Origin of the sequence: Bacillus sp. TH19 (assembly GCF_016651075.1) — a bacterium.
Lineage (GTDB): Bacteria > Bacillota > Bacilli > Bacillales > Bacillaceae_G > Bacillus_A > Bacillus_A mycoides.
Genome location: NZ_JAEKEO010000001.1, coordinates 206,160 through 225,614, shown reverse-complemented (window position 1 = coordinate 225,614; position 19,455 = coordinate 206,160). Strand labels below are relative to the sequence as shown.

The 19,455-nt window shown below is 30.8% G+C and carries 17 protein-coding genes and 2 pseudogenes; 13 read left to right on the top strand and 6 right to left on the bottom strand.

What is annotated here, in order from left to right:
* Window positions 1-343: 343 nt before the first annotated feature.
* Both JFU54_RS01120 and JFU54_RS01115 read right to left on the bottom strand, forming a co-directional pair.
* Entirely contained in the window at window positions 344-1,051 is a 708-nt protein-coding gene (locus JFU54_RS01120; RefSeq protein ID WP_201053972.1) for an IS6 family transposase, read from the bottom strand.
* Between the two features lie 113 nt (window positions 1,052-1,164).
* Entirely contained in the window at window positions 1,165-1,524 is a 360-nt protein-coding gene (locus JFU54_RS01115; RefSeq protein ID WP_201063479.1) for a hypothetical protein, read from the bottom strand.
* 489 nt (window positions 1,525-2,013) lie between these two features.
* Between JFU54_RS01115 and JFU54_RS01110 the strand changes: the two genes are divergently transcribed.
* The 11 genes and pseudogenes from JFU54_RS01110 to JFU54_RS01075 all read left to right on the top strand — a co-directional run.
* Window positions 2,014-3,867 (top strand): ATP-dependent helicase, encoded by a 1,854-nt coding sequence (locus tag JFU54_RS01110; protein ID WP_242489402.1) that lies wholly within the window; start codon window positions 2,014-2,016, stop codon window positions 3,865-3,867.
* Window positions 3,868-3,896: 29 nt separating this feature from the next.
* Complete coding sequence (locus JFU54_RS29610; protein WP_242489401.1) at window positions 3,897-4,055, top strand: hypothetical protein; 159 nt, start codon at window positions 3,897-3,899, stop codon at window positions 4,053-4,055.
* Window positions 4,052-4,309: a 3'-5' exonuclease gene (locus JFU54_RS29605; protein WP_242489400.1), complete on the top strand. Its 258-nt coding sequence runs from the start codon at window positions 4,052-4,054 to the stop codon at window positions 4,307-4,309. Before JFU54_RS29610 ends, JFU54_RS29605 begins: the two co-directional genes overlap by 4 nt.
* Before the next feature lie 648 nt (window positions 4,310-4,957).
* Window positions 4,958-5,113 (top strand): hypothetical protein, encoded by a 156-nt coding sequence (locus JFU54_RS01105; RefSeq protein ID WP_176544595.1) that lies wholly within the window; start codon window positions 4,958-4,960, stop codon window positions 5,111-5,113.
* A gap of 324 nt (window positions 5,114-5,437) precedes the next feature.
* Window positions 5,438-5,779 carry a hypothetical protein gene (locus JFU54_RS01100; RefSeq protein WP_201063477.1) on the top strand — a complete coding sequence of 114 codons (342 nt, stop codon included), beginning with the start codon at window positions 5,438-5,440 and terminating at the stop codon, window positions 5,777-5,779.
* Between the two features lie 1,328 nt (window positions 5,780-7,107).
* The gene (locus JFU54_RS01095) at window positions 7,108-8,097 is read left to right on the top strand and encodes a metallophosphoesterase family protein (protein ID WP_201063475.1); all 990 of its coding nucleotides are present in this window, start codon (window positions 7,108-7,110) and stop codon (window positions 8,095-8,097) included.
* A complete protein-coding gene (locus tag JFU54_RS01090; protein WP_201063473.1) occupies window positions 8,069-10,309 on the top strand; it encodes an NACHT domain-containing protein in 2,241 nt (746 codons plus the stop codon). Before JFU54_RS01095 ends, JFU54_RS01090 begins: the two co-directional genes overlap by 29 nt.
* 1,112 nt (window positions 10,310-11,421) lie before the next feature.
* Window positions 11,422-11,550, top strand: a complete 129-nt coding sequence (locus tag JFU54_RS30020; protein WP_277956396.1) for a hypothetical protein — start codon at window positions 11,422-11,424, stop codon at window positions 11,548-11,550.
* Window positions 11,551-11,729: 179 nt separating this feature from the next.
* Window positions 11,730-12,002, top strand: a complete 273-nt coding sequence (locus tag JFU54_RS01085) for a hypothetical protein (RefSeq protein WP_000850455.1) — start codon at window positions 11,730-11,732, stop codon at window positions 12,000-12,002.
* A 509-nt stretch (window positions 12,003-12,511) separates the two neighbouring features.
* On the top strand, window positions 12,512-13,666 hold the full coding sequence (locus JFU54_RS01080) for an HNH endonuclease (protein WP_201053973.1): 1,155 nt from the start codon (window positions 12,512-12,514) through the stop codon (window positions 13,664-13,666).
* Window positions 13,667-14,129: 463 nt separating this feature from the next.
* Window positions 14,130-14,321, top strand: a pseudogene (locus tag JFU54_RS01075) (tyrosine-type recombinase/integrase); the annotation flags it as partial.
* Window positions 14,322-14,424: 103 nt separating this feature from the next.
* Here the strand turns inward: JFU54_RS01075 and JFU54_RS01070 are convergent.
* Complete coding sequence (locus tag JFU54_RS01070) at window positions 14,425-14,784, bottom strand: helix-turn-helix domain-containing protein (protein WP_201053975.1); 360 nt, start codon at window positions 14,782-14,784, stop codon at window positions 14,425-14,427.
* Between the two features lie 164 nt (window positions 14,785-14,948).
* Between JFU54_RS01070 and JFU54_RS01065 the strand changes: the two genes are divergently transcribed.
* On the top strand, window positions 14,949-15,146 hold the full coding sequence (locus tag JFU54_RS01065; protein WP_201053977.1) for a helix-turn-helix transcriptional regulator: 198 nt from the start codon (window positions 14,949-14,951) through the stop codon (window positions 15,144-15,146).
* 97 nt (window positions 15,147-15,243) lie between these two features.
* Window positions 15,244-15,654, top strand: coding sequence for a hypothetical protein (locus JFU54_RS01060; RefSeq protein ID WP_201053978.1), 411 nt, complete (start codon window positions 15,244-15,246; stop codon window positions 15,652-15,654).
* A 309-nt stretch (window positions 15,655-15,963) separates the two neighbouring features.
* Here the strand turns inward: JFU54_RS01060 and JFU54_RS01055 are convergent, their stop codons facing one another.
* The 3 genes and pseudogenes from JFU54_RS01055 to JFU54_RS01045 form a co-directional block, all read right to left on the bottom strand.
* Window positions 15,964-16,608 (bottom strand): GNAT family N-acetyltransferase, encoded by a 645-nt coding sequence (locus JFU54_RS01055; RefSeq protein WP_201053979.1) that lies wholly within the window; start codon window positions 16,606-16,608, stop codon window positions 15,964-15,966.
* Between the two features lie 103 nt (window positions 16,609-16,711).
* Complete coding sequence (locus tag JFU54_RS01050; protein WP_201063471.1) at window positions 16,712-18,364, bottom strand: pyridoxal phosphate-dependent decarboxylase family protein; 1,653 nt, start codon at window positions 18,362-18,364, stop codon at window positions 16,712-16,714.
* Between the two features lie 639 nt (window positions 18,365-19,003).
* Window positions 19,004-19,345 (bottom strand): annotated as a pseudogene (locus JFU54_RS01045) (aldo/keto reductase); the annotation flags it as partial.
* Window positions 19,346-19,455: the final 110 nt, after the last annotated feature.

Genomic DNA, 19,455 nt, shown 5'->3' with positions numbered 1-19,455 from the left:
AATAAAGAGGATAGATGAATCCTCAATGACCTAAGTGAACCGCATCTCCAATGTATTAGATAGTTATCTAACATTTGGAGATGCGGTTTTATTATCTTGATTTGCAATAACGCTAATCAGTTAGTAAATTAGAATCAAATAAGGAACATAGAAAGAACTAGGGGAAATAATGTGAATTGGAGGTACCCCACCTCCATTAACTTAAGGGATATTTTCAAACAAAATGTGGTCTTTCCATATTAAAATCATACCTTCTAAAATTTTATGATAGTCAGAAAAAACGGTTCTGGTGCAAAAAGATGATAAATAAAAAAGAATCAAGGATTCCTAACGGAATCATCTGTTAAGCAGTTAATCCAAACAGCTGGTTGATAAAAATATTCTGATTTTGGACAGAATGGTCCTGCAAATCAATTTGTTCTTTTTTGACCATATGCATGGCTTCAACGCCACTCAATATAGAGGCTGATGTTTTGTATGATTTAAATCCCAACATAGAGCGTATACGCTTTTTAATAAAACGATGATCTTGTTCTACTATGTTATTTAAATATTTTATCCTTCGGATTTTGGTGCCTATTGGTATCCTTTTTTCTTTCTTCAACTGTTCGATAGCAATTGGATAAGCAGGGTTCTTATCAACCGTGATGATACGAGGTTTTGAGACATGAAAAGACCGCAAGGCTTTCTTGAAGAATCGCTTTGCAGCCTTATGATTTCTAGATTTACTCAAATAAAAGTCAATCGTGTTTCCTTCAGAATCAACAGCACGATATAAATACATCCATTGTCCTTTTACTTTTATATATGTTTCGTCCACTCTCCATGAGTTATTCGTTTGTTTGAGATGACGTCGAATTCGTTTATCAAACTCCGGTCCATATTGATGTACCCATCGCATAATAGTTGTATGAGCCAGGAATAACCCTCGTTCCTCCATCATTTCCACCAAATCACGAAAGCTTAAGTTGTACCGTAGGTACCAACGTACAGTTAACAAGATGATGTCTGGTTGATAATGTTTCCACTTAAATAAATTCTCCTTTTCCATACTGATCACACACCTTTTATAGAGTAGTACTATCAGTATTTCCAAGTTTGATAGACCATTTTCATCTACTTCAAAGTTTTTGCACCAGAACCCTTTTTATTATGATGCAATATTTATGGATACATGTTATTTATTGCTTTTTCAATAAAAGGAATGAGTGCTTTCCTTTTGAAATCAAGGGTGTCTTTAAAAGACTCACAACTAAATATAGCCAATACTTCACCATAGCTATTATGGTAAAATCCGGTAGAATCTAGGGGGGATTCGTAGCCAACTTCTTGTTGCAATCTTCTAATTAGAATTTTAGAACCATGTTTAATCATTACTTTGGTGAATGGAACATAACCATCTTTTGTTTTGCATTCATCAGTAATAAAGCCTTTAATTTCTATAACGTCAACTATAGAGTGTAATTGATTAATTGTTAGTTTTTCAATGGACTCTTTAACTGCATCTTTAACTATATCAGTCATAAAACCTTCCTCTCATTTATGTATTTTAACTTAATTATACATGAAAATAATGGTTAATATATTTTTGAATCTCCTCTTTTGTGAGTTGAATAAGTTTTAAAATTTTTTTGATCTATAGTATATTCTCGACTACAAAATCTTGTCTTAAAATTGTTGAATCTTCAAAAGCATATACTTGCTATTTTCTAATTTATGATTGCATGTAGTGTTCTTCAAAAAATGTTTAGTAAGAACGATCTATCACTTTAGAGTATTAGAAAAATGAAAGATTAGTAAGCTTCACAAATTTTTTGTTTATGATTTTTTGTAATTTATTTTTCGCTGGAGTAAGTTGAAAATATAAAAAATTCTTCCTTCATTCTAATTTTAGAATTAAGAATTGGCCTTCTAATAAGGATATATTTTCCTGGTTAGTGTATGATAATTAGAGTGTTATAGCAAATTATTTTATAAAAAGATATTGTATTTAAAAAGAAAGGGAAGGAAATAATGAGTTTTTTAGATGATATTTTCGGTAAAAAAAAGTTAGTAAAAGAAATAGAACAATTCCAAGAAAAAATAAAAATTTTAGAAAGGGAACTTAAGGAAAAAAATAATTCATTAAAAAATTTATATGCAAGTAATGAAAAGTTAAAAGAAGAGAAGAAAATATTAGATAAAACATTAGATAGAAGTATAGTAGAGCTTGAACATGCTAAAGATTCTATTAATACTAAAATAAAAGAATCAGTGCATGCTGAAAAAGTTATGAACCTTTATCAAGGTATTTATGGAGAACTTGAGTATGATGAAGGGAAAGAGCAACATGTTCTTTCTGAGTATGATGAAGATAAAGGTTTTTTTGATTTTTTAAAGCCTAAAAATGATAATAATGATTTTAATAATGAGCAAATTGAGGCTATTAGATATGATATGGAAAAGAATCTTAGAATTATTGCGGGTGCTGGAAGTGGAAAAACACAGACAATTTGTGCGAAAACTGCATATCTAATAATGATGAAGAATGTCCCTGAGGAAAAAATAGCCATGATTACGTTCACGAAAAAAGCATCTGAAGAGATGAGAGAAAGAGTGAATTTTTTCTTAGGCGAGGAAAAATCTAAAGTAGCAGTTGGCACCTTTCATAGCTTTTTTATACGCCTGTATAATGAATTGAAAAAGCAATTTCCATATGTAGAGCGAATGGGCATTATTGGAGATAATCCGGATGAGAGCAGCTATAAGAAAGAATTAAATAAATTAATTAGAGTTTATAATTTGAAAAAATTAGATGAAAATGCTGGAGAGAAAAATTTATTTGAAAAAATAAGTTATTGGACTAATATGGGATTCTCCATAGAGATGATGACAAAATATATAGAGAAGCACTTTAATGTGCTTGAACCAACAAGTGACGAAACTTTAAGTCAAAGATTTCAAAAGATGATGCGGGAATTTTATGATAAACGAAAAAGTAATAAAATTGTAGTTTTTGACGATTACATGTTAAATTTGCTTCATGTTTTAAAAGATGATATTCAAGCGCGTGAATATGTACAAAAAAGATTTCAGTATATATTTATTGATGAGTTTCAAGATACTAATCCTCTTCAAATGGATATCATTAAACTTATTTGCCCACCAGATTTGAAGGACGGAGCTAAATTAATCATTGTTGGTGATGATGATCAGAGTATCTATTATTTTAGAGGCGCAGAGCCAAAATACATAAAAGATTTCGACCAAATGTATGAAACCAAAACTCTTAAACTTATGACAAATTATCGTTCTACTTCAAAAATAGTTCAAGCTGGGAATAGGGTAATTGCATTTAATGAGAACAATAGGATAAAAAAATCAATGAAACCATTTCATAAAAATGAGGGCGACTGCTATATTCGAAGTTTGTCTACACCAGAGGAAGAAGCTGAATGGATTATAGATCACTCTCAGCATATCGGTTTGTCAGGAAATAAACCTTTCCCAGATTATAAAGGAAGTGTAATTTTATATCGTTCCACTTCCCAAATTAAAACATTACTCCATAAACTAGAAGTAAATAATATTCCTTTTGTAATAGAAACTAATGAAGATTTAATGGGGATCTTTAACTTAGATGCATTTAGAAAGGCATATAGATATTGGAAAGCTTTTTTAATAGCTAATGAAGATAGTGTTAAAATAAAACGATGGAATCATATAATTGCAGAAACTTCATATGCATTCTACAAGAAAAAACAAGAAGTTGTTAATTTTATTGGGGATAGTTCAACATATATAAATCCACAAAAAATTGCTGATTTTATTTGTGGAAATAAATTTTCGGATAGAAAAAAGAAATTATTGATTACTTTGAGGGGTTAGTAAGATTAAAAAATAATAATTCAGTATCTATGGCAAATACTATTAAAACCTTCTTAGAATTTCCACTCGTTAGAAACCAATTAACAAAGGATGAAATAAAATGGATAGAAAAAGAAACAGAACAGTTTCATTCATGGGAAGGTATGGTTAAGAGGTATAACGAGTTAAATCAAAAAAAGAAGAGATGAAGAAAAAGTTAGATAAATACCATAAAGGTACAATTAATGCAATTTATTTATTAACTATACATAAGAGTAAAGGATTATCATTTAAAAATGTATTTTTAATAGGCTTATATGATGAAGGATTACCAAGTAAAAAAGCAACAAAAGTTACTCCAGAAATAATCCAGGAATCCATAGAGAAAGCTGAACCACCGACTACTATAGAAGAAGAAAGGCGCTTAATGTATGGTGCGAAACGTTGGTTTGAAATCGCTTAACGAGGGATAAACCACATTATAAATTTTTATAATGATAACTGATATTGTGAGACCACAGTAGGATACCTTAAAAAAATCCTATGATAAGATGGCTGCTGATACTCCCACATGCATAACTGGTAACGGTTTTGTATGAAGCTGGGTGAAGACGCATTGAGTAGCCCTAACAGATAATGCTGAGGAAAGGTTAAACACTACTGCGAAAGTAATGCGGGCAGGGAGCTATATATGGTTAGTATTCAACATAATTGATGACGAACTACTGAATGTACACCTTGAAAAGCTTTATATAGAAATGTATAAAATAAAAAAATTCACTCCAAAGAAATTATCGTACAGATTTTGATGGATAAAGCTAATAGGTTGCTTTAGTTTAAATAACGTGAATTCGGGGTAAAGGTAGAACCTAAGTATAGTTATTTACCTAGCAATATCGGAACGTTTGAAGTCTCTAACGTTTAGTAATAATCTGGTAAAAAGGGTTGTGAGTAGAGATGACAGTAGAGATGTAGTACCAATGAAACCATGATAATAAGTGGCGGAGGGAAGGTCTCAAGTCTTTTTATATAATAGTTTTAAGGAATATATAAGAAGATGGAACGCCGTATGCGATGAAAGTTGCACGTACGGTGTGGGGTGGGGGAAAACTTGGAGATGAATTCAAAGGGTTACCTATCACCATTTGCTGTAACTCGTCCAAAGAAGAATCTATATATTACATTCCCAGCAACAATTAATGGGAAACCTTCTAAAAGATCGAGATTTTTAAAAGAGATTAATCTCCCTATTCAACAAGGTGAATAGAAAGAGCGGATTACAAGAAGGAAATTTTCGGGTTCAAAATAATATATAATGGAATTCTCCAATGATTAATAAAAGAATATAAACTTTTTTAAACTGATGAAGGATGACATTATTAGATAGAAGTAATACAATTCAAGAAATTTTTGTTAATTTTTTATAAGATAGTCAATAATCTATTTTTATGTACAATTGTTGATAAAATATATATCCATAGAAAATTCCTATTTAAATGGTTTTATTTCCATATATTAAATGTTACCTTGTTAGTAGGGTGAGAAACCCCTATTGCTATTTAAAACATTTATAAAGAGAGGAGTTAATATTATGAAACTTCGTTATGCTCTTGTAACGTCGGTTGCTTTTCTAAGTATTTTCGGTATCGGAACCACTGTTTCACAGGCTTCCACTGATTTTAATGGGGGAGACCAGAGAAAATTAACACAAACTCTCAACATTAGGGATTACACAGTTACTTTGCCAACATTTTTTAGTAGATATCAACTTACTTATCATGAGCCAGGAATGACTTATCGTACTAGTAATGATTTGATAAAAGTTTCTTCTACTGGACAATTAACAACTTATTTTTCCACAACAGCAAAAGTATATGTTTATAGAAATGGTGTATTAGATCATACAATTACAGTAATTGTTGGACAAGGTTAAAATTAATTGATGTATTCTATATTTCTTAGCAGATAACTAGTAATTGGGATAAGTATTCTATGAGAAAATATTTTGTTCGTAGATCATACAAAACATCAATTGTTAGTTGATATTGGATCTAATTAGGGAATAATGGAAGCTAAACGTTTTAGCTGTTATTCTTTATTTGAAGGAAAACATATTTGAAGTGTAAAAGCCCCTTACGATAGGGGGCTTTTTATTTTATATTTATATTTTTTCTTGAGATAAAGCTTCTATAAGATTAATAGGTTGTAATTATTTATGTAATAAACCCACAATTGGTCCGAGTAAATCTTTAATTGCAACTCCTAATGATAAAACTTTGTTCATTTAATTAAAAATGTTAAAGATCCCTCTAATGTTTTTGTCTTGAGCTACAGATGCTATAAATTCGTTATTTAAAAATATCAATGAAACTATGGCATAAATTATTTTTGCACTAGATGAAGTACCATAGACAGCGATATCATACGTGTTTCCATTCTTTACAGATGTTTCAATATAATTGATATAATTATTTCTAATATCAATAGGGGTTTCGTTTAGTGTTATTCGTAATAACCTATATCCACAAAATAAAAGTATTTACCACTAGTAGATATATATGGATAGGATGCTGATGAGGTGTGCGTTATATGCATCTATAAGGTGCAGCATTATATACGGATGTGAGGTGTTACGTATATCGTTATGAATTTGTATCTCGATCATAAGAGATAGACAGATATAAACAGCATATAATCTGCAGTTATAACAGATATATAAACAGATGTATGATCAGATATAACAGTATATTAAACTACATTTATAACTGTTGTGAGAGAGAATAATAAAGCAGGTATTAAAGACATCACTAATTGTTGCTGAAGGTAGTTGGTAAGAAGTTATAACTACTGCAACCAAAGCATTTGATAAAGCAATCACAAGGAAGTTGTTGGAGTTGTTTAAAGTTGTTATTGAGTGGGTTGGATGAGTTGTTTGTGGGAGTTTATTTTGGGGAATTTTTTTAGGTGGAAAATATCGCAAAAAAATCCCAAGAAGTATCGCCTCCCAATTTAGAAAAAACCTTAAATCGTCAGTAATAACGAGGGGATTTCCACTCGCACCTAAGGTACCAATTGGCCCATACTCTGTTAAATCTAAGGGGGATAATTATCACATAGAAAAATAAATTTATGAAGTTATCAAGACAATTTATTAACATTAAATCATAAAAATATCTATTTATCATAATTATATATTAATAGTGATTGGAAAACTATGGTTGTCATGTTATAATTTAAATAAAAAATTTTTGGGTGATGATTATGCGTATTGTTCATATTTCAGACTTTCATCTTGATTTTAATTCTATAGAAGACTTAAGAAATTATATTATTAAACCATTGAAGGAAGACCTCTTAGAATTTCATAATGATAGAGAAATTGATTTAATATTATTTTCTGGGGATATGGTAGACAAAGGGGGAGCTAGTTTCACTGGAGATACTATGCTTGCTTTTTATACTTTCCAAGAAGAAGTAATTGAGCCACTTATGGAAAGTATAGGATTGCCATTAGAGAGATTTTTTATGGTACCTGGAAATCATGATGTTGTTAGAAGTCTTGATAATGAAGTGAGTGAAGCAGGTTTAACAACTATTTTACAATCTTCAGAGAAGGTGAATAGTTTTATTGATAGCGAGGATAAAAATGGGATAAATAGGGTGTTGCCTTTTAAGGAATACGAAAAAGAATTTTATCAAGATTTTAGTGGTGATGCTCAGCTTTCGGATTATCAATCAGCATTTAAATTGCAGATAAAAGGTATTGAAGTCGGAATTACATGCTTTAATTCATCATGGAGAAGTTACGATAGTGATACAGACTTCCAAAAGATAATAATTGGTGAAAGGCAAATTACACGTGCTCGAGAAGTAATACAAGATTGTCAGGTGAAAATTGGTATGGTACATCATCCGCTGGATGAGTTAGCTCCATTTGAATCAAAACAAATTCAACAAATGATTATGAAAGATTACGATATTCTCTTGTGTGGGCATGTTCATGAGGGGAGTTTATGGGCAAAAACGAATTCTTTAGGTACTACGTTAATATCTGTATCACCTGCTAATTGGACAACTAATGTAAGAACAAAAAATAGTGACTTTGCTAATGGATATTCAATTATAGATATCAATAAAGAAGATGGGAATATAATTACATATCATAGAAGGTATTCTCATAATAAAGAAAAGTTTGTTAAAAACACCGATATGGGTGATGAAAATGGACAAACTGATTTTTTTACCAAGTAAAACGGAGTTAGTAAACAAAGATAAATTATTTGGGATAATAAATAGTATTAAAGATATCCATATTAATCATATTGATAAACACTTAATAAGTTATGATACCGATACTGAGGCGCCCAAAAAAATTACAGATATATTTGTGATGCCTAGAATTATACATAAGGATACGGCTCAATTTAATGAAGAAACTTTGCAAGAAAATGAAGAATTATTGGATTTAGAAGATATTTGTAAAAGTGATGAAAATATACTTTTAATAGGGACAAAAGAACAAGGTAAAACCGTATTACTCGATAGAGTATTAATTGAGATGACTAATAACTTCGAATCTTATAATAAGATTCCAGTATACATTGATTTCGAGGAAGCGATTGGAAACGGTCTAGAGACCTTGATTAGTAAATATTTAAACGTAAGTATTAGGTATTTAAGGTTAGAAGTTTTGAAAAATTGTGATATAGTTCTGCTAATAGATAATCTTAAGTTTGATAAAAGATATAATGCCATCTTAATTAGCCTAACAAAGTTAATTAAGGAAAATTCCCGAATTAAAATTATAGCTACATGTAGTGGGAATATAGATGGTGAATTACCGATTGAAGCTTTAGATGCGGAGATATTTAATTATTTTAAAACGGCATATATGAAAAACTTTAAAACTAGAGAAATAAGAGAATTAATGCAAAATTGGTTTAGTTTAAATGAAAGATTTAACCTTGATAAAAAAGAAAAATTAGATAGTATCATAAAAACTTTTAGTTCTTTGAATCTACCCAGAACCCCTTTAGCAGTGTCTATGTTTCTCTGGATTATAGAAAAGCAAGAAGATTATGCACCAATTAATAATTCTATAATGTTGGAAAACTTTTTGGAGAGACTTTTCCGGAAAACTTCTGAAAAAGAAATGTATGCAAGCGAATTTAATTATAAGAATAAAGAAAGATTGTTGACTGAAATTGCGTATTACATGTTTGAACAAGATAATATAAATTATGGTGTGAATTATCAAGAGCTAAGGCAATTTATCTATAAAAACTTAAAAATTAAGAAATTTGATTTTGATGAGGAGCATTTACTACAGCATTTTATTAATAAGGGTGTCTTAACTGTCGATAAGGAAGGTATTGAACGAACAGTAAGATTTAAATTTAGTTGCTTTTTCCAATTTTTCTTAATGAAAAATATAGATAAAGACGAAAAGTTTAAAGAATATGTACTCTCAGATGATAATTATCTTTTATTCATGAATGAACTTGATTACTATTCAGGACTAAAGCAAGATGATGATAAATTACTTGAATTAGTAGTTAATAGAATGTACAGCGAATACAAAGATATTATCGAGAAAATTGAACAATTACAGTATAATTATGATAATGTTTTTGAAACATTAAGTACTATTGTTGATCGACTTAGTGCAGATGATATCAAGCAAATTACTACAGGTGATAAACCTACTGAAGAAGAAATAGAGGAGATACAAGACAATACTTTAAGTGAATCATGTAAGGAAAAAGGTATTAGCAAGAAAGATGAAGAAATATCTAATTTTGATAAACTTGCCCGTGTGTGGATTATTGCAGCCAAGATTTTGAAAAATACGGAAGATACAATGGTTGAAGGATTAAAAACAGATTCATTTAATAAAATTGTTAAGTGTTCAATGGCATTTGCTTCTATATATAAATTTATTTTAATAAGTTACCAAGAAAAACATGGAGAAGATCAAAGGCAAGAAAAAAAAGAAGAAATAGAGATACTAAAAAATTTAATGCCATTAATCCATCAGTCTGTGTTATTGCAGACATTAGGAACAGGGAAGTTAAAAGTAGTAATTGAGGAAAGATTAGAAGAAATTATGGATGACGAAAGTGTCTCAGATTTTGAAAAGTTTTTATGTGTATTTACGTATTCTGATTTAAAAGGAAATGGCGCGAATAAGCACATAGCAAATCTAATTAAAGTAACAAAAAGACATTATATGAAAGATATGATTTTTATGAAGTTACTTCAATATTATTATTATAAAGCAACTTCTAAATTAGACGAGGGTATCTATAAAAACTTTATTGGTGATATTATTACAAAAGATGATACCGCTATGAACGGAAAGAGAGATTTCCATAGAAAAGGTCGTATTATATCAAAAATTGTGGATTCGAAAAATAAGAAAATGCTTCACTCTAAAGATGGGGAGCTTGAAGAAGTTAATTAATGCTGATTAAATATTTTACTTTTAATAAGTATTTAAGCGTATTAATAGTTAAAATATCAATTTTATTTTTAATAATTTATAAAATAAAGGGAGATCGTATCTGTAAAAGTATGCAGATACAATTTCCCTTTATTATTTAGAACATCAAAAAAATGAGTTCTCAGATTGTTTTATAAATCATTCTGATAGTTGATTTAATTTAATAATATTTAAAGGTTGTAAAATTCAACACAAGTCATTCTGAATCTTTTAAAGGGTTTTGGCGCATTTTAGGGTTGTGAAAGTTATTTTTCACCTCAATAATCTACAAGAGTGTCTTTTTTATATGTTGAATTGTAGTATTCATCATATAAAATGTCCTACAACTTCCATCTTTCTTCATTACTTAAACTTTGGATAGCTTCTATGACAGCTTCGGCAGTAAGTTCAATTTCATCAAAAGTCCTTCTTCTTTTAATTATTACATCTCCCATATTAGTCGCTCCTTAATTCATTTGATAAGAATATACCCTCTTGATTATATAGAATATTCTGATTTATAAATTTTTTATTGTGTTTTACATTCGTTGTCTTCTAGATACAACAATATCAGGAGGGATTAAATTGCTACAAACAAAAGAACAATTGACTAAACATTTATCTGATAAAATGACGAATCAAAAAGATTTACGAAATAAATTTTAAAAAATAATTCAGATTATAAGAAGATATAAACTTAATCCAAATGAACTATGAAAAGTGAACAAATTTATTGTTTATGAGCATTGGCTCAATAATGAAGTTGTGTCTATGTTGGAAGTGGAGTACGCATTGTGACAACAGGTGTGATACTAATCATTAAGTAGTTTGGAGATTTTGTTCACTTCTTTTTATTCGAACCTTCATAAAATCTGTTTTGATATTCTCCAATAATGGTAATGATTATTGTAAGTTCTGTGACCATTTGTGGCCACAAAATTATGTTCTTAGCTGTCTGTATAACGGTAAGGAGAATGAGGAGACTCATGATGTAGAGGGGGGATTTTCACAATCGGAGGAGGACTTGTGGAGAGAATAGGTATAGATTGGTTCAGACACATGGTATGGAATTGTTGAGTGTCCGAGAAAGAAATATGAGAGTGTGGAAGCTGAAAAAGAAAATTGATGATAAAGAGAATGAATTAACAAACATAAAGAGAAAGGTTAAAGAAGGCATGGATGCTGAGCGAAAGAAACTTGACAATAGAAGGACAGGGTTCTAAGAGGTTTTAAACCTTGTTGATAATAAGAATCAATTAACATCAGAAGTTGATAAGCTAGGAATAGATGTTGAGGCTAAGAAAGTCGAGATTAATATGATTTACATTCTACTAAAAAACAATTAAACTGTATAAATAAATAAATTAATTAATTAGTAACAGACACAAAAAGGAGAATTATCGTGAAAACAAAAAAATGGACAATTTGGGGAATTATCTTTTACATTCATTCAGCAGTATTACTTTTCTTAGGGTTCGATAGACTCGGAGGATATCAAAATTCTGAAACATATACCGATTCGAATAAATATGCCTACGTAGGCGGAGATGCGTATAATTATATTATCAATACAAATGTACTTACAGGTTTCTTTGTACTTAGTGCGTCATTCTTTGTAGCAGGTACGATGTTAATAGCAACTGGTTCAATTCTAAGAGCTATCAAGGAAAAGTAAGTGAAGAACAAATACTTGAACCGTCAATAACACTATATAATTAAAAATAGACTTCCTTAGGGAGGTCTTTTTTTATCTTTACTTTTGTTTCTACGAAGCAGGACATGAATTACGGGATAGTACAGATTCAACTCTCTGCTCATTATATGGAGAAGAATGGAGTCTCTAGAATGGTTTGCTAAAGGGGCTAAGCTAAGAGTGTTTTTAATAAAATCAATATTTTATTAGCACTTGATATGCAATTTAAATGTAACGTTTTTTGTAACCTGATTTTAATAAAATAAAATGTTCCTGTTATTCGCTTATTTATCGTTATATCATACTTATTAGATTTGGATTCGAAAGTATCAGTAAAACATTATAAAAACGGATCAAACCCTTGGTATCATTGAGTTTGTATCTTAGTAATAATATTATGATAGTATATGAATTGAGATAAGTCTCGCTCTTCTATTTAAACCTTAAAGACTTATTTGATTCTAAATATAATCAAGAACAGGAGAATGATGATGAATCTAAATAGTATGGTTAATTCAGCCTTAAAAGAAATAAGTAAACATTCATGGGCTTTAAAATCAAATAATATTGCTATGAAAAAAATGGATAAATCCTCTTTTATTAATAATGAAACAGGTATTCCTATTGATATAAGGTCTTTTTTTGAGATAGATGTAATGAAGGAAAATAGCAATTTTCAAATAACTCTAGAGTTTATGAAACAAGACTATCTTGCTAGGATTAGAAAGGGGTTGGGAGAAAAAGCTAGGACAAAATTATTATGGCCTAGTAAACTAACCGAGTATGTTCAAATGAAGTATCCTAATATATATGAAGAATTTAGAAAGGATAATAAAGTTGAGGATAACGTACCGTATATGATTTTTAAAAAGATAGATAAGAAATACTATAAGGTTTCTTTTTCTACAAGTTTGGAAGAATATGAAGGAATAGGTTCTGTTCAAGTTACTTCAACTTCAAAGTTAGAACCTGTTAAAAGAAATCGAGAGTATAGTTCTTATGGAGAGGAAATAAGAGATTCTGTTGTATATGAGTACTTATTCAATGCGAAAAGTCACCGCTGGATTGATGAAAATATCCTTGGTTTAGATTCGAAGGAGAGCAAAGGTTATCAAGCTATGGGTATTCTACATCATATTGGGATAAAGAATGACCATAAAGGAATCTTTGAAGGAATAAATATTTCTGATGCTCTGTCTCTGTTACAAAAAGAAATGGAAGATTTTAATCCTATTAAGGATGTTCTAATACGATTGAGTGAAGAAGCTATAACAATAACTCTTGATACACATGTGGATGAAGAAGATGATTTTCCTGAAGGGAAAGAAAAGTTTAGATTACACAGATATAGAGAACGTAATAATAAATTAGTTAAACAAGCTAAGGAACGCTTTATCCAAGTACACGGGAGGCTTTATTGTGAGGCGTGCGGAATGGACTTTGAACAAGTTTATGGTGATAGAGGAAAGAATTTCATAGAGGCACATCATAGAAAACCGATATCTGAAATGAAAAATGACGAAACGACTAAAATTGAAGATCTAGCAATGCTTTGCCCTAATTGTCATAGTATGATTCATCGTAAACCACTGGTTACTGTTGAAGAGCTGAGGGTTTTAATTCAATCGAAATGGAAATTTATATAAACAGATTAAAAAATCTACAATGTAACACATAATGATATGAATAAGTCCTTAATATGATGTTTTATCGTAAAGGAATAGGTGAAAGTTATGCTGCACGTGAAGTTTGATTTTTAAAAAGGTGTGATATTACACCTATATATAATAAAGGTACTTAAATTTGGAATTTATATCAGGAGAAGTTATTCATTTAAGATAATGAATTAATGTGAATTTCGTTTAAGAAAACTGTGAATTGGATGGAGCAACGTGTTTTGATGAGTTATATAATCTCATATTTAGACACGAAGATACATAATCGAGAAGAGGAGCCGATATTCTCAGAGTACTCTTATGGAGATGGTGAGAAAAATGGGAGGATATTTAAAGCTAAAGTTTCAAAGGAAGGCTTCCTTTTTTATAAAAGTATAGAAAATATCCTCTGTATTACCGCATTTTACAAAAATGAAAAAAAACGGATGTTTATAAAGCGGCCGCCGTTCCTAAGGTTCGCTTTCATGATTTACGTCATACCCATGCAACGTTACTACAAGAGGAGGATGTGAATATTAAGATTATTCCTGAGAGATTAGGACATAATAACATTAAAATCACATTAAATACATACTCGCGTGTGCTGCGAACAATGCCAGAGGATGCATTCAACAAAATTGAGTAGATCTTGTAAGTAATGTGACCAATTCTGTGAACATTGGTGTTATAAAGTATGAAAGTAATCAAATAAACCTCCACCCTATCAAGGTGGAGGCCTTTTAGCTAATTTAGTTTTTCTTTTGTATTAAAAACTCCCAAAACTTCTTTAATTCCTCCTGCTTTTGAGGAGAGGCACTTTTAATAGCTTTAAACCACTGTTCTAATTCTGTATCAGTTACCTCAATATTATCTCTTGTAATGAATCCTATTTCTTCTAATAAGGATTTTGTGCTTATATTCATGGCGTTTGCTATTTTTTCTATTACTAATAGTGTTGGTTCTACCGGTTTTCCAGTTCTGGAATCTACGCCTTTTTCAAGTTTGTCTATATAAGTATGACTAACATCACATTTTTGAGCAAAATCGCGCAAGGATAGCTTATTTGTTAAACGATAATTTTTAATAATTTCACCAAGAGTTTTCTTCATGTGTAATCCTCCTAGTACAATTGTAAACAATAATTTACAAAAAGAAACAAAAATATAGAAAAAACTTGTAAAACATTGTTGACGATAAAGTAAACTATGGTTTACAATAGTTTTGTAATCAAATGAATACAAGAATGAATACAAGAATGAAGGGGATTAGATAAATGAATAAGATAGCTGAGTTGAGGAAAGAAAAACTAATGTCACAAGAAACATTAGCAGTACTTGTGGGGCTATCCCGCACCTATATTTCCGAAATAGAGAATAATAAAAAACAACCTAACGTCAAGTTAGCTATAAAAATAGCAGAAAGTCTGGGAACAAATGTAGAATCTATTTTTGGACCCCGTTGTAAACTATAGTTTACGAAAGGAGGGTATAGAATTTAATTACCATATATATCGGTTTTGTCATATAACCCAATTAATAGTAAAAAATACAGAAGAGGAAGTGTTCAATATGAACATGAAAACATTTGAAATGCGTGAAAAACGCTTAGCAGAACTATTAGGTGCAAAAGTACTATGGGAGTTTATAAGTGCTGTCACAGAGGAAATTGAAAAACAAGAATTAGAGACGACACCAGGTTTATTAGAAGATCTATTCGTACATGTGAAAGAAACCATTCAAATTCAAAATATGAATCAACGCTTAACAAAAGCCCCTGTAAAAACAGAGGCTGATGATATAAATAAAGATACATTATTTATGGAAGCATATGTAGAATTAATTAATCATAAGTTTGTTATTTCTGAATTAGCTGTAGAGCTTTCATCTGTTCTAAAAGAATTAAATTGTTTTGTTCAATCATCTTTGCCACTGCTTCAAAGTGAGCTTGATTCTCAAGAACCTCAATCTGCTTCTCTTTAGGGAGTGATTGAAGTATTTCTTTTATTTCTTTACACTCGTATATGTTATTCTCCGAGTCTTCAATTAATTTATTGCGTCGATTGGTGTATTCAAGTGCACCTAAAGTTGCTAATGCGCGAGGAGCTAATCCTAGAATTTCCATGTATTCCTCTCCTTTCCTCTACAATAATTCGATAGGGGAAAGGAGATTCCTTTAATGATTTGGTAAAATTGTGAAAGGTGACACTTATGTTAACTTGAATATCTTTTACTAACTTATTTTGTATAAAAAATAGCTGCACTCAAGTATAGCTAGTCTTCTTCACCAATTTATATGGCCTCGATGACAAATTGAGATTGAGGTATATAAAGTAATTGGGCTGCTAAGGAAGTTGTTGTATTAGCAAATGGATATGCTTCCTTATAAAGAAATTTACTATACACGATTTCATTCATTTCAAAGGTCGTATACAGTTTTTTAAGGATTTTTTGAGAAATTTTATTTGTACAAGCAGCAATAAAATCAAAATCTTTTTTACTTATCTCTTGAATGGCATGTGAAAGAAGGGTGGTGATTATCCCACTCCCCATCCAATCTGGATGACAAGCGCCCATATCTAGATAGACCAATTTTTCTTTATCTAAATGAGAAAACTCAATAGATTCTGTCTCTAATGTATCTAAAAGTTGAAAAATAGGTTCCATTTGTGGGCATAGTTCAGTCGCTTTATCTGTATCTATTAGTGGCTGGGTTACTTTTTTTGTTAAAAGAACCCCAACAATTTGAAAATTCTCTATTGCTACAAATGACATGGCTTGAGATACAGCTTGTTTCATCATTTCTTCGCACATTTTGTGAAAAGAAGCAAAAGGAATTTGTAAACTGCTTACAAGAGGTTCATTATTCACAAAAGAATGTGCAAGTAAATGTGCTGCATCTTTCACGTGGTGTGTATCAAGTAGCTCTATATTCATATGTTTTTCCTCTTTCCTGATATAGTGAATAGTAATTAAAAGGATTAAAAATTTTATTTAATTTAGTTAAGTTTAACTATTAAAGCGCTAACAAAAATGGTTATTAAACATATGAATAAATTTGTTTAGTAGCAATCGAAATATGTTTATAAAGAAATTCTACGATCTCATCTATACATTCAACAGTTGTATATGGAGAGATAGAAAAGAATTTTAATGTAGAAATCGGATTTCTATCATAACTGTTTATTACATCTACTACACAAGAACGAGTTGTATCGCCAAAAAATACTTGATCGCGATTTTTTCCTAGGTAATTAAATAGTTCTATATTTAATCGGTTTGTATCCTCAATCTCTTCTTTTGTTGCAAGGCCTATTCGTTCTTTTTCCCAATTTTCTTGGCCATCTCCATTCATATAGAAACGGAAAGTTGTAATTGGTCCATATGTAAAATCATTTGTGATTGCGACTTGAGGTAGAGCTTCACGCAACTTCTCTCTAAATAATAGATTTACACGAACATAATTTGCTAATAATTTTTGATATCCTTCAATTCCAAAGGCTAATAGATTGATATACATGGGAATAGCGCTACCAGCTCGTGAACATTCTAAGGTATAGCCTGTATGATAACTTCCATATGACCTATTGCCTAGATATGGTGTGTCATCTTGTTCAATGTCCATCAGTTGTAAATCAGTATGATTTTTTACGATTAATATACTTGAAGCATAAGGTGTTTGTCCTAATTTATGAAAATCAAAACATACACTATCAGCAAGGGACATATATTGCATTTTATCTTGTACGTATTGTAAGGCATTTTTCACATTAGGTTCAAATGAGAGTAAATTTTCTTCAAAACTATAATTATTAAAGAAACTATAGAATCCGCCCATTGCAGAATCAGCATGGATATAAATAGGTTTTAATTTATATTTTTTTTGTATTGCTTCAGCGCTCTCTTTAATTTTTTTTATATCATCAATGGTAAATGTATCTGTTGACCCCATAGTAGCTAGAATATAAAGGGGGATACCTCCATTTTTAATAACTTGTATCATTTTAGCCTCTAAATCATCTATATCCATAGAATTTGTATAGGGATCAGTTTTCACTTTTATTAAGTGATTTGACCCTATGCCAGTTGCTTCAGCTGACTTTAATAAACTATAATGTGCATTTTCAGAAGCAAAGCAATAAACATTTTGTGGAGCACCATGTTCTTTTGCAGATGGGAATTGTTTAGAAATTGCTAAGCGCAAGCTCGAAAACACGCATCCTTGTCCACCCCATGTTGTATAGCCACCGCTGTTATGTGGATTATAACCTATCAGTTTTGAAAGCATGGATACAACTTTTACTTCTGCTTCTGCTGCCCCTGGACCATATACATCCCAAACACCATTACCATTTAAAAGGGACATGGTTAGTATACCCAATAGTGATGGAATACTTGGTAGTGGTACAGCGTTAGACAAGTAGTATTTATTTGGATAAGGATGGCCATTCATAAATTGGTTTAGCTCTTCTATAACCTCAGACATAGTGATTCCAGATAGTGGTATATGACTTTGTTGAATTAAGCCATTGTAGTATCCTTCTGATTTTTCCTCACATTTACCTAAAGTAGCTCGCTCTTCATTTTTTAATTGGTCAAGATTTTTAATTATTTTCTGCATAGATTCTAATAAAAGTTGTTGTTTTTCTTCATTTCCGTCAACGCTCGGAAATAGTTTTAAAATATCTTGCATGCAGTCACTTCTCCTTGTGAAAATCTGGATTTTTATTTTACTTGGTTAAACAAAAGAGTATAATAATTTGTAATTATCCTTTCAAATATTTAGAAATGAGGAGATATTTAGAAAAAAATGTAATTCCATAGAAAATTATATGAACTATGGAATTTAAAGTAAAGAAAAATTTTTTGATTGATTTTAAAAAAAGTAATTGTGAGATAATGAAGTTTCTAAAAATATATCTGAATTAATTGTTTATTTAATTTGTATGTTGTCTAACATGTATTCAACTAGTGTAGTAGATATTTTAACGAATTCCCCGAAATAATTCGCCTTCCTCAAGCGTGTGAAGGGCGTAGCCCAACGGTAGGTGGGAGATGAATTGCGGTTTGGCATAGCCAACAACTTTTGATAAACTAGCTATATGAAGTTCTTTGATAACTTGATATGTGAGGTTGCAGGAAGAAAATAGAGTGCGAAAACCAAGCCATTCGGTTCCTGCGTAAAATATCAACCGTACCAAAAGAGCGTCCAAGCGTTGGACATCTAGGGGTGGAACACCCCGAAGTAACGCTCAGGGAGACGAAAGGGTACTTTCGTCGTGGAACTGAGAAGCTCCCACTTCAAGCTTTGCTAAGTGGCGAGTAGTTCACGCCGTAGTAAACTAGCCTCAAACGCATCAATAATCTTTTGAGGATCTCCAAAAACTGCTGGTTGATTTTGGTCATAATAATGACCGATTAATCCACCCTTTGTAGAAAGAATGATATCCTGCCTACGTTTATTTATGGCTTTCGCAACGAGTGTTTCACTATGACCTAGTCCATAAACATCAGCAGTGTCAATTAAATTAACTCCTAGGTCAATTGCTTTATTGATTGCATCAATGGATTCATTATCTTTTACTGCGCCCCATTCATCTCCACCAATCGCCCAAGAACCAAATCCTATCTCTGAAACTATTAATCCCGTGTTACCTAATAATCTATATTCCATTATGTACGGACTCCTCCTATTCAGTTTATATTATTAGAAATATATATAGTGACCTGTTGGAATATCCTTGAATTTATTTTCGGGATATAAATTAGAGTGTATATTTTAAT